12 protein-coding genes are annotated in these 15,699 nt (G+C 45.5%); 11 read left to right on the top strand and 1 reads right to left on the bottom strand.

Annotated elements, in window-relative coordinates:
* Positions 1 to 23 precede the first annotated feature (23 nt).
* The 5 genes from GT1_RS10025 to aroF all read left to right on the top strand — a co-directional run bounded on the left by GT1_RS10025 (position 24) and on the right by aroF (position 5,084).
* Positions 24 to 1,091 (top strand): Gfo/Idh/MocA family oxidoreductase, encoded by a 1,068-nt coding sequence (locus tag GT1_RS10025; protein ID WP_188398576.1) that lies wholly within the window; start codon positions 24 to 26, stop codon positions 1,089 to 1,091.
* Positions 1,092 to 1,116: 25 nt separating this feature from the next.
* Entirely contained in the window at positions 1,117 to 1,719 is a 603-nt protein-coding gene (locus GT1_RS10020; RefSeq protein ID WP_188398575.1) for an MptD family putative ECF transporter S component, read from the top strand.
* Positions 1,720 to 1,768: 49 nt separating this feature from the next.
* The gene (locus tag GT1_RS10015; protein ID WP_188398574.1) at positions 1,769 to 2,557 is read left to right on the top strand and encodes an energy-coupling factor transporter transmembrane protein EcfT; all 789 of its coding nucleotides are present in this window, start codon (positions 1,769 to 1,771) and stop codon (positions 2,555 to 2,557) included.
* 82 nt (positions 2,558 to 2,639) lie between these two features.
* On the top strand, positions 2,640 to 4,085 hold the full coding sequence (locus GT1_RS10010) for a salicylate synthase (RefSeq protein WP_188398573.1): 1,446 nt from the start codon (positions 2,640 to 2,642) through the stop codon (positions 4,083 to 4,085).
* 42 nt (positions 4,086 to 4,127) lie between these two features.
* Positions 4,128 to 5,084: a 3-deoxy-7-phosphoheptulonate synthase gene (gene aroF, locus GT1_RS10005; protein WP_188398631.1), complete on the top strand. Its 957-nt coding sequence runs from the start codon at positions 4,128 to 4,130 to the stop codon at positions 5,082 to 5,084.
* A gap of 415 nt (positions 5,085 to 5,499) precedes the next feature.
* Here aroF and GT1_RS10000 read toward each other — a convergent pair whose 3' ends face one another.
* Positions 5,500 to 6,345, bottom strand: coding sequence for a MerR family transcriptional regulator (locus GT1_RS10000; protein ID WP_223226159.1), 846 nt, complete (start codon positions 6,343 to 6,345; stop codon positions 5,500 to 5,502).
* 161 nt (positions 6,346 to 6,506) lie between these two features.
* Between GT1_RS10000 and GT1_RS09995 the strand changes: the two genes are divergently transcribed.
* The 6 genes from GT1_RS09995 to cooS all read left to right on the top strand — a co-directional run bounded on the left by GT1_RS09995 (position 6,507) and on the right by cooS (position 15,687).
* Positions 6,507 to 6,710 (top strand): hypothetical protein, encoded by a 204-nt coding sequence (locus GT1_RS09995; RefSeq protein WP_075753463.1) that lies wholly within the window; start codon positions 6,507 to 6,509, stop codon positions 6,708 to 6,710.
* 120 nt (positions 6,711 to 6,830) lie between these two features.
* Positions 6,831 to 7,985 (top strand): efflux RND transporter periplasmic adaptor subunit, encoded by a 1,155-nt coding sequence (locus tag GT1_RS09990; protein ID WP_188398572.1) that lies wholly within the window; start codon positions 6,831 to 6,833, stop codon positions 7,983 to 7,985.
* Between the two features lie 17 nt (positions 7,986 to 8,002).
* Positions 8,003 to 11,143, top strand: a complete 3,141-nt coding sequence (locus tag GT1_RS09985; RefSeq protein WP_188398571.1) for an efflux RND transporter permease subunit — start codon at positions 8,003 to 8,005, stop codon at positions 11,141 to 11,143.
* Between the two features lie 280 nt (positions 11,144 to 11,423).
* Complete coding sequence (locus GT1_RS09980; protein WP_188398570.1) at positions 11,424 to 12,026, top strand: hypothetical protein; 603 nt, start codon at positions 11,424 to 11,426, stop codon at positions 12,024 to 12,026.
* Positions 12,027 to 12,199: 173 nt separating this feature from the next.
* Positions 12,200 to 13,501, top strand: coding sequence for an ankyrin repeat domain-containing protein (locus GT1_RS09975; protein WP_188398569.1), 1,302 nt, complete (start codon positions 12,200 to 12,202; stop codon positions 13,499 to 13,501).
* A gap of 254 nt (positions 13,502 to 13,755) precedes the next feature.
* Entirely contained in the window at positions 13,756 to 15,687 is a 1,932-nt protein-coding gene (gene cooS / locus GT1_RS09970) for an anaerobic carbon-monoxide dehydrogenase catalytic subunit (RefSeq protein WP_188398568.1), read from the top strand.
* The last annotated feature ends 12 nt before the right edge of the window (positions 15,688 to 15,699 follow it).

Below are 15,699 nucleotides of genomic sequence, written 5' to 3'. Positions count from 1 at the left end.
CTGAGAGAAAGGTAAACATATAAATGGGAGAAGTGTTAAAGGTCGTTGTTTGTGGAACTACTTTTGGCAGGGTTTTTATGCAAGGTATTAAGTCTATGCCAGATAAATTTCAATTAGTTGGTATTGTAGCCAGAGGTAGTGCTCAAGCAGCAAAATGTGCAGCAGAGTATGATATTCCTTTAATTAATAATATTGATGATATAGACAAAGATAAAGTAGATATAGCTTGTGTCATTATTAGATCAGCAATTGCAGGCGGTGCAGGAACTGATATAGCCAATAAATTGTTGGTTAAAGGCATCAATGTTATTCAAGAATTTCCGGTTCATCAAAGCGAATTAGGTGAGTGTTTACGCACTGCCCGTTATTCAAATTGTTATTATGAAGTCGATGGCTTTTATGCTGATGTAGAGTCGCCGCGTAATTTTATTAAGGCTGCTAATCAGATATTGGCTAAAAGTGAACCAATATATATTGATGCTGCTTGCAGTTTGCAAATGCTTTATCCAATGATAGATATCTTAGGTAAAGCTTTGGGCAGCTTTAGACCATGGTCATTTCAATTATTAAGTCCTCCTCAGGAAGGTCAGTTTTGTAATTTTGGTGGACAAATCAGAGGGATTCCCCTTTTTTTAAGAGTTCAAAATCAGATTAATCCTAATGATCCAGATAATCATATGCATGTAATGCATAGAATTACTATCGGTACAAATAGTGGTAATTTACAGTTGACAGATACTCATGGACTTGTTTTATGGAATCCCAAGATGCATGTTGAACGCACTTCTGACGGTGTTATGGCTCTAAGTGGCTCTGGGTCTTTTTTTAATTTGAAAGTCAGCGAGTTAGTTTCACCAGATAAAAATGCAACTTATCAGCAGCTTTTCTCAGAAGTTTGGACAGATGGTGTTGGTAATTTATTGTGTAGGTTTAGAGATAAAATTCTAGCTAAGAAAAAAGATCAGGCTTACGCTCAGTATCAATTAACTGCATGTCAGGTTTGGCAGGATATTGCGAAACTTTTAGGACCTGCCCAAAATATTACTGGACAAAATCCTAAGCCTTTAGGTTTAACCGATTTCATAACATGATAATTTTTTAAAAAGAGAGGTAAAAATGAATATACAATCAAGCAGTAAAATGCAGGTAAAAGATTTTATTACTTTAGGTGTTCTTAATGCAGTGTTTACAGTGCTTTTTATATTGCTTACTGTAGTTGTTGGCATATTTCCTGTAACTGGTATTTTTGCTCCGGCAATAGCAGCAATACCATTAGGGGTTGTTTTTATGCTTTTAATGATAAAGGTTGCTAAAAAGGGGACACTTCTTGTTAGTGGTGTTTTACAGGCAGTTATATTATTTCTTTTAAGTGGCTCTTGGACATTTGTTGTAGCTATTATTTTAGCAACACTTTTGGGAGAATTAATTGTTTGGGGATCATATAAAGATTTACACAGAGTTACCATAAGTTATGCTGTTTTAATCTGCGGTTATGCGCTTGGATCTTTTGCTCCCATTGTCTTTTTTACAGAATCCTGGCGCACGGACTCTGTTGCCAGTGGTTATAATGCCAGCTATGTTAATGCTTTTACAGAAATATTAAATGGTCCAATATTATTGGGAGTATTAGTTGCATCAGCACTGGGAGCATTGCTGGGAGCTATTTTGGGCAAAAAGATGTTGAAAAAACATTTTGTGAAAGCTGGCGTTATTTCTTGATTTTATAGAAGAAAAAGAAACTGATGAGGTGAACAAGGTGCATCTAGAAATGTCATCAAAAGCAAGTTCTGTTGGTTTTGCTAATACGGATAAATTGATTAGGATCGATAAAAAAAATAGTCTTAGAGATATAGATCCCAGAATGAAAATTATTATTACATTGGCTTTTAGCACAATGCTTTTTTGTACAGCAAAGGAGTTAACTATTTTAATTTCTTTGTTAGTGGTTTTTGTTATATTTTTATTTTCTGGCTTGGTTAAAAAAAGTATTAAATTTATTTTGGCTTATATTATTATTGTGGTATTTAATTATGTTATTAATTTAATTAGTATAGAATCTCTAACAATTTTGTTAAGTGCTATTACTTACACTATGTTAAAGTTTATTCCACTGGTTATGCTTAGTTATTGGCTTTTTTCTACAGTAAAAGTCAATGAGTTAATAGTAGCTTTGGAGCAAATAAAAATTCCTAAATCAATTATTTTATCATTGGCTGTCTTATTTAGATTTTTACCTACTGTAACAGAAGAGTTAGGTTATATCCGGGATACTATGAAAATGCGCAACATTGATTTGTCTTTTAAAAGGGCTATACTGCAGCCTGTTAAGACAACAGAATACATTATGATTCCTCTCCTGCTCAGAAGTGTCAAAATATCTGATGAATTGGCAACAGCAGCTCTGACTAGAGGGATTGATGGAGAAAATAAGAGAACTTCTTTGAGAAAAGTATATATTTCATTTCCGGAAATAGTATTTGTTGTTCTTTTTATCTTATTTACGGCTTTTTTGTATCAGTTTGATCGACAAATTGTTGATTTTCTATTCTTTCTTTAAATTTAGAAATAAAGCAAGGTAACCTGTGAGCATGTGAACCAAGAGTATTAAAAAATAAGATTATTCGGGGAGGAAGATAACAATGAAAGTAAATAAGGAATGGGGTGCCCAGGTTGAAATACAATATGGACAACCCGACAACCCGACTGCCTACATAGAAAAAACAATCAATTTTGCGGGAGATGCTCATTTGGCAGCAAGCCAAATTGCGGAGTCTGGTTTGTTTATAAACTATCTCCTGTATGAAAACAAGGGAGAGTTGTCTTTAGGGATGGGAATTCATGCTGTTTTATCCGTTGATTCTGCATATACGACACTAAAAACCGGAGATAAAACACTGCAATTCAAAAATGGCAGACTAAGTGAAACCATTGACACGGCCCTTCAGTCAGTTAGGCTAAAAAACTGGCGTGCCTATGGAAGAGCCAATTTCGGATTGGCCCGTTATAATCACAAAATGCCGCTTCTCACGGAAGATGAATGCCTTTTGCAATTATTTATTCCTGAAGTCGAATTGCGCTTTACGAAAGGCTCAATCCAGTTAAGAGCCTTAAAAGAGGACAAGCTGGCAGAGCTTAGCAGACTAGTGAGAACGTTAGCGGGAACAGAAAGCAGCAGCCTGGCAAAAAGAACAGACGGGAGCAAGCTGGAAGTATCGGGAATAAATACCACTAACTCTGAGAATTATCTGCGTATTGTAGCGGATGCCGTGCAGGAAATTGGGGAGTGCAAGTATCAAAAAGTAATTTTGTCCAGAAAAATCCCGCTTGACCGGGAACTTGATTTGGTTGCCAGTTATATCGCGGGAAGAAAAGTCAACTCGCCCGCAAGATCATTTCTGCTAAGTATGGATGGTTTGACGGCAGCAGGGTTCAGTCCGGAAACGGTTGTTGAAGTGGACAGCCAAGGCTGGGTAAGCACCCAGCCGCTTGCGGGGACACGCGCAAAGGGCTGCAGCGAGGCAGAGGAAAAAACGCTCAGAGAAGAACTGCTGCATGACCCGAAAGAGATTGCCGAGCATGCGGTTTCCGTAAAATTGGCCTTTGAAGAACTGGGAAGTGTTTGTGACACTGAGACTATTGCCGTGAGTGATTTTATGTCGGTTGCAAATAGAGGGACTGTCCAGCATATTGCTTCCCGATTAAAAGGGAAACTTAAATCTGGTTACAATTCATGGCATGCCTTCAACGCCCTTTTCCCTGCGGTAACAGCTTCCGGCATTCCCAAAAAAGAGGCTATTGAAGCCATTGGCAGACTGGAGTCCCATCCCAGAAATCTCTATAGCGGCTGCGTAATGACCTTTGACAGTGATGGCACAATGGACGCCGCCCTTGTTTTGCGGACTGTTTTTCAGAAAGATAAGAGCGCGTGGCTCCATGTGGGCGCCGGTATCGTTGCTATGTCCACACCTTCCAGAGAACTGGAAGAGACGTGTGAAAAGTTAGGCAGTTTCTCCAGACAACTGGTGTCGCCGGCCGTAGAGCAGTATACGGCGATGGCCGTAGGGGCAATACACAGGAGAGAGTGATGGTTCGGCAAAGGAGGGTTGGTCATTGTGGCTAAAAATTTGATGGAAGTTGGCCTGCAATATCCCTTGTTCCAGGAAGAAGCAGCACCGGTTAACAGTGTGAACGACCAAAAGAAGTCTGTTGTCGGCGGCATAGCAGTCGATGGTTTTCCTGAAGTCAAAAAATCAAATAGCTGCAAGCTGGTTAGCCGGGAATTCAGACAAGAAGACACCGTAGTTGATGTGCAGGGAGTCAAGATCGGTGGGAAGCATTTGGGCATCATGGCTGGTCCCTGTGCAGTTGAAAGCCAGGAGCAATTGTTGGAAGCCGCCAAGGCGGTTAAAAGAGTCGGTGCACAGTTCTTGCGGGGCGGTGCTTACAAACCGCGTAGCTCACCCTACTCTTTTCAAGGTTTGGAAGAAAGAGGATTACAAATGCTGGCTAAGGCCAGAGAGCAAACCGGCCTCAAGGTTGTGACGGAAGTTATGGATGCTGCTGCGGTTGGCATGATCAGTCAATATGCTGATGTACTGCAAATCGGCACAAGAAATATGCAAAATTCCAATTTGCTCAGAGCCGTCGGTAAAACCGATAAACCTGTGCTGCTTAAACGCGGCATGGCGGCTACCATCAGTGAATGGCTGGATGCGGCGGAATACATTATGTGCGAAGGCAACCATAATGTTATTCTTTGTGAACGCGGCATCCGAACTTTTGAGACATATACCCGTAATACGCTGGATTTGGGGGCTGTCGTTGCCGTAAAAAGATTAAGTCATTTACCGGTTATTGTCGACCCCAGTCATGGCACAGGACGCTGGAAAATGGTCAGACCTATGGCCTGCGCGGCAGTTGCGGCCGGTGCCGACGGGTTGATTATTGAAGTACATCCGAATCCGGATGTAGCCTTGTGCGATGGCAAACAATCCCTGACACCGGAAAACTTTTCTCTGCTCATGACAGAGGTCGGGTCTATTGCCGCAATCAGCGGCAAATCGATCCTGTATAGAGAAAAATAAAGCTAGCGGTAGAGTGACATATTTATGAATAGTAAAAACGCTATTGATCTGCGGGTCAGTAGCGTTTTTGGATTTATATATGGAAGGCCTTGCCAGTACTATTGTTGTCATGAATTGAAATAGAGGAGAAATAAACAACTTATGAAAACATCCGGAAAAAGATTGAAAAAAATACACAGATATACATGGAAGCCACTGAAAAACTCCGATGTTCGATAATGGGATTGGCTCGGTCGTGATTTAAGCTCACCGGTTTTCTGTGGAACATACATATACTGTTATCATCGATAGGAGCGGTTCGTTGTCCATGAAAGAAAAGCTCCTAATTTTATCCTTGTAAGGTGAAATGAAAAGCCGGGTTTGCCCGGACAAACTTGGCGGCAGCAGAATTTTCCGCCGCCGCCAAAAGATATCGTTATTTCAGTTGTATTGAAATCCGGGTTTCACAGTACCCGGGATTTTCGGTGGCCGCCGTATCATCCAGGAGACTTTCCACATAGGTGTGCCCGACAAAGATAAGCTTATGCTTATCGGCATAGTCCACAAATTTTTGAAAAGCCTGGTTTATCTGCGGCCAATAGCCCTTATAATAGCCCACAAGGTAATGACCTGCCGGCTTATAGTCCTGTTTCATCGATGGGGGTGTTTTTTCGTCAACAGGGTAAAAGCAGTTGGTAAAATGATTAAAATTTCCCTGCTGCAGCTTTTCGGCGTCCATCATAAAACCGTAGGGATAGCCGCTGTAGCTTTGAGTATGATAGCATTCCTGCATAAAGTTCAACATGGTTTTTATTCCCTTTTCAAGCGGCATCTCGGAAAGGGATTTGCTGACCAGCAGCGCCTGCGCATTTGCTTCAACAATTTCAATTTTATCAAAATCAATCTGCAGGCTGGTTTTCATGTTGCCGATTTTATTCTGTACAACTCTTTGCAGCCACATTAATTCGGCGATTTCCAGCTCAAGCATGTTGCTTTGGTTGTGGAGCAATTTCAGTAGGTTTTGTGAAGTGTAGCTTGCCAATTGCGTTTTGATTTCTTCCAATGGCACACGAAGCTTACGTAAAATCTGGATGGTTTCAAAGACGTCGGTTTGCTGAAAGGTATAATAGCGGTAGCCGTTCGCTTTTACCACAGCCGGCTTAAATAAATCAATGCTGTCATAGTACATCAGGGTGCGTTTGTTAATGCCGTACATAGCGGCAAACTGCCCTGTAGTAAACTGTTTTTGCAAAAAATCATTCATTTCACTTAAGTCGGCCATAATTCGATTTCTCCTCTTGACTATACAGTTACTGTATAGATTATTATAATTTAGTACCTGGAAATAGTCAAATTAAGGAAACGCTGCCTTGAATTAATTTTTGATTGAAACAGTTATGCTTTAGACCATTTTAGCAGGAGCGAAAAGGGGTTTTACATAATATGAATATTATCATTCACGGTGTTCCGGTAGCGGCTGATCCGGCCCTGCCACGGGAAAAAATTAATGCGCTTGCACTTGACGTTATTCAGTCCTGGAACTGGGAATGCAGGGAGCTCGGAAGGATTGAGTTGGTTAGAGATGCACAATCAATTCATGTATGCGTTTACGAAAAACCATCAATTCGAAGAATTCCCAATAAATAACCGGGGACGGAGACTTGATTTAATTTTTAGCCGATTCAATTTAAGTTAAGCAAACATGCTTGAGATAAATTGGCGGAGCAGCAAGCAATATTGCAATATTTTTGGAGGAGGCTGTAAGCATTGTTTTTTGCAAAAATAATGAAGAACTATTATGCGGGACTGAGTGTTATGGCGATTATCCTGCTCATTGCAGGGTGTGGCGGTAAGCAGACGGCGGTACCGCAAAAGGGAGCAGTGCCGGTTAAGGCTGTTAAGGTTATCCAGCAGGACATAACGCGGGCGAATGAATATGCAGGCCAGATACAAGGAAAAAATGAGGTGCGGGTACAGGCCCGTGTATCAGGCAATATTGTGGAAAAGATGGTTTCCGGCGGCGATATCGTAAAACGGGGGCAGCCGTTATTCCGTATTGATCCTATTCAATATGAAAGTACGCTTCTTTCCGCTGAAGCACAGTTGGCGCAAGCCGTGGCTAACTGGGAAAATTCGCGGACCGATACGGAACGCTATCAAAGCCTGCTGAATGCCAGCGCGATTCCAGAGCAGCGGCTGACCACGCAGAAAGCGACCGAACGTCAGAATGAGGCGCTGGTGGCTTCCTATCACGCATTAGTCAGAAAGGCGCAGGATGATTTAAACAGTACATTGGTTGTTTCGCCGGTGGACGGACGTCTTGATGTAAATGATGTCAGTGTTGGAACCTATGCTCAGGCAGGGAATACCACACTAGTGTCGGTGGGTGCTCTTGATTCGGTATTTGTGCAATTTAACATTAGTGAGAATGAATACCTTGACCTGCGTCAGGCTTCACAACAAAATCTTGCCGGCTGGGGCGAGGATGTGATGATTACCTTAAGCAACGGAAGCGTATATCCGCTCAGAGGCAAAGTTACACAGGTCGATAGAGGACTGGCCAATAATAGCGGCACTCTGACGGTAAAAGCGTCTATTGCCAATCCGGACGGAATTCTGATCCCCGGAATGTTTACCAGAGTTAAAATTGACGGCGCGCTGATTAAGGATGCGGTTTTGGTCCCACAGCGGGCTGTACAGCAGGTTTTGGATAAATCGCTGGTTATGGTGGTCAATGCGGAAAACCAGGCCGAGGTACGGTCTGTGATTCTCGGAGAAAAAGTAGGCAGCTTTTGGCTGATTAAAGAAGGCTTAACCAACAACGACGTAGTGATTGTAGAAGGACTGACGAAAGCACAGGAAGGAGCAGCGCTTGCTGTGACTGTTGTTGCTCCGGAAGAATTGGGGTTGTCGTTTAACTGACAGGAGGCTGATTCATTGTGGCTAAATTTTTCATAGACCATCCGGTTTTTGCCATTGTTCTCTCCATTATGATTGTATTAGCGGGGACAATTGCCGGATTTCAGCTTCCCATCGCCCAGTATCCGCAGATCCAGCCGCCGACGGTATCTGTATCGGCGGCCTATATCGGAGCGAATGCTGAAGTTGTCAATCAAACGGTAGCCCAGGTAATCGAGGAACAAGTGAATGGTGTACAGGGCATGAACTATATGAGTTCAAATGCCGATGATTCAGGCGCTTATAGTCTGGAGGTCGTCTTTGATTTGGGGGTGGACGGTGATATTGCCGCCGTTAAGGTGCAAAACAGTGTGGCGCAGGCCAATGCGACTTTACCGTCTGAGGTAACCGCATATGGTATCACAACCAAGAAAGCTTCCTCGGATATGGCGATGCTACTCAGCTTTTATTCGCCCAAGGGCACCTATGACAGTATGTTTTTAACCAATTATGTAAAAGTGTATCTGCTGGATATGCTTAAACGGGTGAACGGTGTGGGAGATGTTACCGTTTTTGGGACGGAATTCTCCCGGAGGATATGGATTAATCCCGACCGTCTGGCGGAATTGGGATTAACGGTGACTGACGTGGCTGCGGCTATTAAAGAGCAGAATGTGCAGGCGCCGGCCGGAACGATTGGCGGCATGCCGGTGCCGGACAGGCAGGAGTTTCAGTATACCGGCAAGGTGCAGGGCCGGTTGTCCAGTATTGCCGATTTTGAGAATATCATTGTAAAGGCGCAGCCTAATGGTTCCTTTATTTATCTTAAAGATATTGCCCGGGTTGAAAATGGCGGCAAGGAAATGAATTACAGCAGTAAGCAGGACGGGAAAAATGCGGTTGCCATCGGCATTCAGCTGACCAATGACGCCAATGCAATGAATACCATTGCGGGCGTGAAAAAAGCGGTGGCTGCTGCTGCTGAATCTTTTCCGCCCGATATGCACTATACCAATGTTTTCGATAATACGGACTATATTTCAGCGTCGATAACGGAAGTAATCAAAACGTTTACCGAAGCGCTGGTCCTGGTCATGATCATTGTATTTATTTTTCTGCAAAGCTGGCGGGCGACGCTGATTCCACTGCTGGCGGTTCCGGTATCGCTGATCGGGACCTTCGGCGCTTTTATTATGCTTGGCTTTTCCATTAATACGCTGACGCTGTTTGCCATGGTGCTGGCGATCGGCCTGGTGGTCGACGATGCGATTGTTGTTATTGAAGCAGTTGAGCACCATATCCGCCACAGCAAAATGACGCCGGTGGAAGCCACGAGAAAAGCGATGGAGGAGGTATCGGGGCCGGTCATTGCCATTGCCTTTGTGCTTGCGGCTGTATTTATTCCGGTTGCCTTTATCGGCGGTATGGTCGGCGTTCTTTACCGTCAGTTCGCCCTGACGATTGCCGTGTCAATGGCGCTGTCGGCCGTTGTCGCCTTATCCCTGACTCCGGCTTTGTGTGCTATGCTGTTGAAGCCCCATGAAGAACAGACGCAAGGCGGTTTGCTGAACAAATTTTTTACCCGGTTTAACGACTGGTTTGACCGGACGACAAACGCTTACAGTGAAACGGTGAAATTGTTAATCAAAAAGGCAAAGTATTGTTGTATTTTTTTGATGGTAATCCTGGTGGGAACGGCGTATCTGTATAAGATCGTGCCGACAACCTTTATCCCGGATGAAGACCAGGGCTATTTTGCGATTTCCGTCAACTTGCCGGAAGGTGCAAGCTTGAACCGGACGCAGGAAGTCATTGACCGGCTGTTGGCGGAAACCGGCCAACAGCCGGGAATCAATCTGATGATGGGAATTGGCGGTTTTGATATTCTGTCTAATGCGGCTAAGTCCAACGCTGCTACAATCTTTGCAAGTCTTGATCCGTGGGATAAACGGAAAGATCCGGCCACGCAGATTGATGCCCTGATTGGTGACGTTATGCAAAAATCAGGGCAGTATCCTGAAGCTTCTGTTATGGCTTTTAACATACCTGCATTGCCGGGGCTGGGTATGGTCGGCGGATTTACCATGGTGCTTCAGGATCTGACCGGACACAGCAAAGAAGAATTGGATGATATTACGAAAAAGTTTGTGCAGGCTGCCAATCAGCAGCCGGAAGTGACTGCGGTATACTCCACCTACAAAAGCGATTCTCCCGGATACGAATTTGAAATTGACCGGAAAAAAGTAAAAAATCTGGGGATTGCCTTAGACGATGTTTTTACGGCTTTACAGGTAAACTTTGGCGGTTATCAGGTAAACGACTTCAACATGTTTGGACGGACCTACAAAGTTGTTATGCAGGCTGACCGGGTATTTCGCGGTGATGCGGATATGACCCGATTTATCTATGTACGTTCCTCAAACGGATCAATGGTTCCGCTGGATACACTGCTAAAACCCAAGTTAACGACAGGAACATCAAATATATCGCGCTTCAACGGTGCCCGCAGCATTCAAATTAACGGCTCGGTGGCGGAAGGCTACAGCTCCGGGCAGGCCATTGCGGCCATGGAAAGACTGGCTAAGGAAATACTGCCGTCCGGCTACAACGTTGAGTGGTCGGGACAAAGCCGGGAAGAAAAGAAGGCCGGCAGCACAACCATGCAGATTCTGGCGCTGGCGTTGATCTTTGTCTTTTTGTGCCTGGCGGCGCTGTATGAGAGCTGGAGTGTTCCGTATGCCGTCATGCTTTCGGTGCCAACCGGTATTTTTGGAGCGTTATTATCCCAGTATGTGATGAATCTGCAAAACAGTGTTTATATGCAGATCGGGGTAATCATGCTGATCGGTTTAGCCGCTAAAAATGCAATTCTCATTGTTGAGTTTGCCAAAGTCAGGGTGGATAAAGGAATGGATCCGGTCGCCGCTGCTGTTGAAGCTGCCGCTTTACGTCTCCGGCCGATACTAATGACTTCATTTGCCTTTATTATCGGCTGCCTGCCACTGGCTGTTGCCAGCGGAGCCGGAGCGGGGGCCAGACAGGCGATGGGAACTGCGGTAGTCGGCGGCATGACGGTTGCCACCGCTCTCGGTATTTTCCTTATTCCCGTATTGTTTGTGGTTGTGGAATGGATTGTGGCGAAACTGGGCTGGAAGAAAGGAAAGATTCACTCAGCACAATAAAATCCAAAACGCCGATCAGATTCTGGTTCTTGCCCAAGGGAAAATTGCCGAACAGGGCACTCATCAAGAATTGCTGCAGCAGCGTGGCAAGTATTACGCCATGTGGCAGGCTCAGCTTGAAGCATCAGTGTGAAATAGCTGAGTAAACCTCCGAAGCTCGAAAATGAGCTTCGGAGGTTTGTGTTATACGGAGCGGAGTAGGATATTGGCAGTACTACTTAATTTTCTCAGTAAATTGTCGATATAATAAGTAGTAAGAAGTACGGATGGAGTGGGAAATATGGCTATCGATCAAGCCGGCTTAAACAGTTTGCTGGCTACCTTTATGCCAAAAAATAATATGGCGGCTTTACGGGAGCAGCGTGCGAATCTTCTCCAGAAACTGCAGCAGAGCGATACCGGTAACAAAGACGGTGACCGGCAGCAGCCGGGAAATATAAAACAACAGCTCCGAGAATTGGTTGCCGTCGATCAAGAGATTGCCCAGAAACTGTATGATGAAATATCTAAAAAGCTGGAGGAGAAAAGACTGGAGCGGGAGGCTGCTATTGCTAAAAAGGAGCGGGCCAGGGAACGGGCGCTGGCCAAGCATGAGCGTCTGTTAGTAAATAGAAGCCTGAGTAAGCTCTTGTCTGCTGCCGGTAAGGCCGGTCATCCGGGACAAGCTTGTATCGGTGCCTTTAGTGGCGGCAGCCAGGAGGATAAAACCTATATTTCTGAGGTTGACCGTGACCTCCGGGAATCGGTGCAATACGGGATTGCTGCGGCGGAAGTGGCTGTGCGCCGGAAAAATGCGGAAGCCAAAGCACAAATTGAGGAAAACGCCGAAAGGAAACAGGCAGTTCACAAGAAAAAGAGTAAGCGTGTCAATATAATGGTTTGAAGAAGTGCTGCTGCTGCTCTTCTTCTCCTGGTTTTGATAAAGTAGCTCTCCTCCTTTTATTAACAAATCATTAAGTTTTTCCTCATTAATTAGCTAATAAAAGGGAAAATGACCTTTTTCGACGAATATAGTACTGGTGTTAGTTAATTTTACCTACGGAGTGTTATTAGATTATGTGGGCAAACTTCACAGCTAAAATAAAAGCATTCATAGGACAACTAAAAACGATAAAGCCGCCGGCAGTTGCAAAACCTGATTTCTCCGGAGCTTATGCAAGCGCTAAGACAACACTGGATGAGGTGGCTAAGCGAATTGAGCCTAAGCACCTTGTGTATTTTGCCTTAATTCTTTTGCCTGCTATTGTTGGGTTAGGGGCCTATTATGGCATTGTAGACAGCCAGGTCAAGCTGGAAGCTGCCCAATTGCCAGAAAACCGCCTTGCCCGTATGAGCATAAGTTTTACTGCCGATAATTTTGTCAAGTATGCCGGCAGAGGCAATAAAGAGGTTACGGCTTTGTTTATTGAGGCCGGTATGTCTCCCGACGCTTACCGGAAAAATGACGGATTTACACCATTGCACGCAGCGGCGGCTTATGGCCAGACCGCGGTGGTGCGGCAATTGCTGGATAAAGGCGCGGATATAAATGTGCGTGACAAGGATGGCCAGACCGCGCTGATGAAAGCAGTTTGGAACAGTCATGCCAAAGTGGTAACTGCTCTGCTGCAAAATGGCGCTAATGTCACTGTCAATGACAGTAACGGCGATAATGTTGTCAATATGGCCAGGGCCAGGAATGACCGCCGCGTGCTTACTGCGCTGGTAGCTGCCGGTATTACTGAACTCAAAGACGCCTTAGAGAAGGTGGACTCGGTTCCCAAAGCAAATGAAAAAATGCCTGGTGACAATGAAACCAAGCAGCAGGTCGTCAGAACAATTCCGAAACATACTCAACCTCCTGCTTTTAACAGGCCGTCTGCCACCGTCAGCCAGCCGGCAGGTCAATTCACATTAGCTACCGGTTATGCCGGAGCCATTGGTGTGGGGACATCGGTTGACCATCTCTACCAGCAGTTTGGCAAGCAGGCCGTCAGCGCGGGAGAAGAGTTTTTTGCCGGACGGGCTTATCCGGTATTAAGGGCCTATGACGGGCAGGAAAAAGTACCGGCACTAACCGTTTATTTTGCTCTTAACAAACAAACCGAGGATAAAGTTATCACAGCCATTCGTGTTTTTGATGATCGTTACAAGACCACTCAGGGTATCGGGGTAGGAACCACCTTGGGAGAATTGCGGCAAACCGGCACCCTCGGCTCGATCCAGTATACCGATACATTGTACGCCATTGCGCGGGATAGCAAGATTCGCTATGAACTTGATTTCAGTACCGACAATATGCCCGTTGCCTGGCTAAACGGCGGCGACACTAATACGCTGCCTGACAATATGAAAATCAAGAGCATTTTTATATTTTAACGATAATTACTTGTTGACAATAGACGAACTGCTATGCTATTCTCGTTTTATACTACTATATAGATTATATATACCTCAGCTGATTAGACAGACTAAAGGCTTGGGAATTGCCCTAATACGGGTGATTCTTTGGCCTTTTATTTTTTTTCCTGAAATGCCCGCACCGTTTCTAAGCCTGAGACTAACCTTCCGATGGGGCGAAGCTCCCACCTGAAGCTAACCGTCTGCTTTATCACACCTTATAGGAGGCAACCATGAACTTTGAAGCCATTAATGAGCACCGGAAAACCTTTCCGTCTAAAGAGCAAGTGATTAAACAAACACCTGATCCCGGTGTCAGACAGATGCTTACCCACCTGGATGAAGCCGGAATCGCTACTGCCTTTGACCGCTTTGATGCGCAAAAACCACATTGTGCTTTCGGGTTGGCTGGAACCTGCTGCCGGATTTGTAATATGGGGCCATGTAAGATTACTGAGAAAAGCCCCAAAGGCGTCTGTGGCGCCGACGCCCATGTCATCGTTGCCCGTAATATTCTGCGCTGGGTGGCCGCCGGGGTAGCTTCTCATGGTTCACGGGGGCGGGAAGTACTGCTGACTCTTAAAAAGGCGGCCTGTGGTGAATTGTCCTTACCGCTCTTAGGACAGGAAAAAATTGTGACTACCGCTAAAGCCTTTGGCATTTATCAGGAAGATAAAACGGTGGCGCAATTGGCTGAGCAGCTTGCCGACCTGCTGCTGGAAGATATGTCCCGTGCCGTGCCGGCCGCACACCGGACAATTGCTGCCATGGCACCTCCCGAACGGGTGGCAACCTGGTCGGAGCTTGATATTATCCCCCTGGGTTCCTATCATGAAGTCTTTGAAGCCCTGCACCGTACCGGCACAGGGACCGACGGCGACTGGGAAAATCTCATGAAACAGCTCTTGCGCTGCGGCTTGGCATTCTCCTGGAACAGTGTACTGGGATCGTCGATTGCTGCCGACTGTCTGTATGGGCCGCCCAAACGCAGTTATATCGAAACTAATTTTGCTGCTATTAAAGCCGAATATGTCAATATTGCGCTGCATGGACATTCACCGGTTATGCCTTCGGCGTTAGTACAGGCCAGCAGGGAGCCGGAACTTATCGAGTTAGCCAAGGCGCAAGGAGCTGCAGGCATTCGTTTGTATGGTATTTGCTGTTCAGGCTTGTCTTCGTTATATCGCTATGGCGAGGTTCATCCCTTAAGCAACGCGCTGGGAGCTGAGTTGATTATGGGAACAGGGGCACTGGATGCCTGGGTAGCCGATTTGCAGGATATTTTCCCAGGCATTATGGATGTGGCCGCCTGCTTCCACACCAAGGTGATCACTACCAGTGATTCCTGCCGTCTGCCTGGTGCCATCCATATTGCTTTTGATCACCATCATGCCAATATGGAGCAGATACTGGACAAAGCCAAAGACATTGTCAAACTGGCAATAACCAATTATCCTGCACGGCAGCAAGGCAATGTATATATCCCGGAGGTTAGCCTGGAGGCCGAGGTTGGTTTCTCGGTGGAGAATATTACCCAGGCTTTTGGCAGCCTGGATGAACTGGCAGCCTTAATTAAAGCCGGCAAAATAAAGGGCATTGTTAACCTTGTCGGCTGCAATAACCCCAAGGTTGTTTATGAACAAGCCGTTGTCCAGGTAGCCGATACCTTGCTTGCCAATGATATTCTTGTTCTTACTAACGGTTGTGCCTCTTTCCCGCTCTTAAAACTTGGCTATTGTACGCAAAAAGCGCTAACGAAGGCAGGTCCCGGCCTTAAGGAAGTGCTGGAAGCCAGAAAGCTGCCGCCGGTGTGGCATACGGGAGAATGTCTGGATAATGCACGGGCATCCGGACTATTCCGGGCATTGGCCGATAAATGCGGTCAGCCTTTGACACAGATGCCGTTTGCCTTTGCCAGTCCTGAATGGTCAAATGAAAAAGGTGTCGGCGCGGCGCTGAGCTTTAGGCTGATGGGTCTTAATTCCTATCACTGTATTCCGGCACCTGTACTGGGTTCTGATAAAGTGGCCGGCTTCTTTGCTCATGGAACGCAGGAACTGCTGGGCTCTGTCATGGTGGTTGTACCTGAGCCGACGGCCTTAGGCAAGAGGATTGCCGCAGATTTTGAGCAAAGAAGAAAGCATGCAGGTTGGAACAGCAAGTAATAGAGAGACTCG

The sequence above is a fragment of the Sporomusa sp. GT1 genome, from assembly GCF_014634905.1.
Lineage (GTDB): Bacteria > Bacillota > Negativicutes > Sporomusales > Sporomusaceae > Sporomusa > Sporomusa sphaeroides.
This window is presented reverse-complemented; position numbering and strand designations above follow the sequence as displayed.

Excerpts from the sequence above, each read along its gene's own strand:
- GT1_RS10025 (WP_188398576.1), top strand. The coding sequence starts at position 24 with ATGGGAGAAGTGTTAAAGGTCGTTGTTTGTGGAACTACTTTTGGCAGG.
- GT1_RS10020 (WP_188398575.1), top strand. The coding sequence starts at position 1,117 with ATGAATATACAATCAAGCAGTAAAATGCAGGTAAAAGATTTTATTACT.
- GT1_RS10015 (WP_188398574.1), top strand. The coding sequence starts at position 1,769 with ATGTCATCAAAAGCAAGTTCTGTTGGTTTTGCTAATACGGATAAATTG.
- GT1_RS10010 (WP_188398573.1), top strand. The coding sequence starts at position 2,640 with ATGAAAGTAAATAAGGAATGGGGTGCCCAGGTTGAAATACAATATGGA.
- aroF (WP_188398631.1), top strand. The coding sequence starts at position 4,128 with ATGGAAGTTGGCCTGCAATATCCCTTGTTCCAGGAAGAAGCAGCACCG.
- GT1_RS10000 (WP_223226159.1), bottom strand. The coding sequence starts at position 6,345 with ATGGCCGACTTAAGTGAAATGAATGATTTTTTGCAAAAACAGTTTACT.
- GT1_RS09995 (WP_075753463.1), top strand. The coding sequence starts at position 6,507 with ATGAATATTATCATTCACGGTGTTCCGGTAGCGGCTGATCCGGCCCTG.
- GT1_RS09980 (WP_188398570.1), top strand. The coding sequence starts at position 11,424 with ATGGCTATCGATCAAGCCGGCTTAAACAGTTTGCTGGCTACCTTTATG.
- GT1_RS09975 (WP_188398569.1), top strand. The coding sequence starts at position 12,200 with ATGTGGGCAAACTTCACAGCTAAAATAAAAGCATTCATAGGACAACTA.
- cooS (WP_188398568.1), top strand. The coding sequence starts at position 13,756 with ATGAACTTTGAAGCCATTAATGAGCACCGGAAAACCTTTCCGTCTAAA.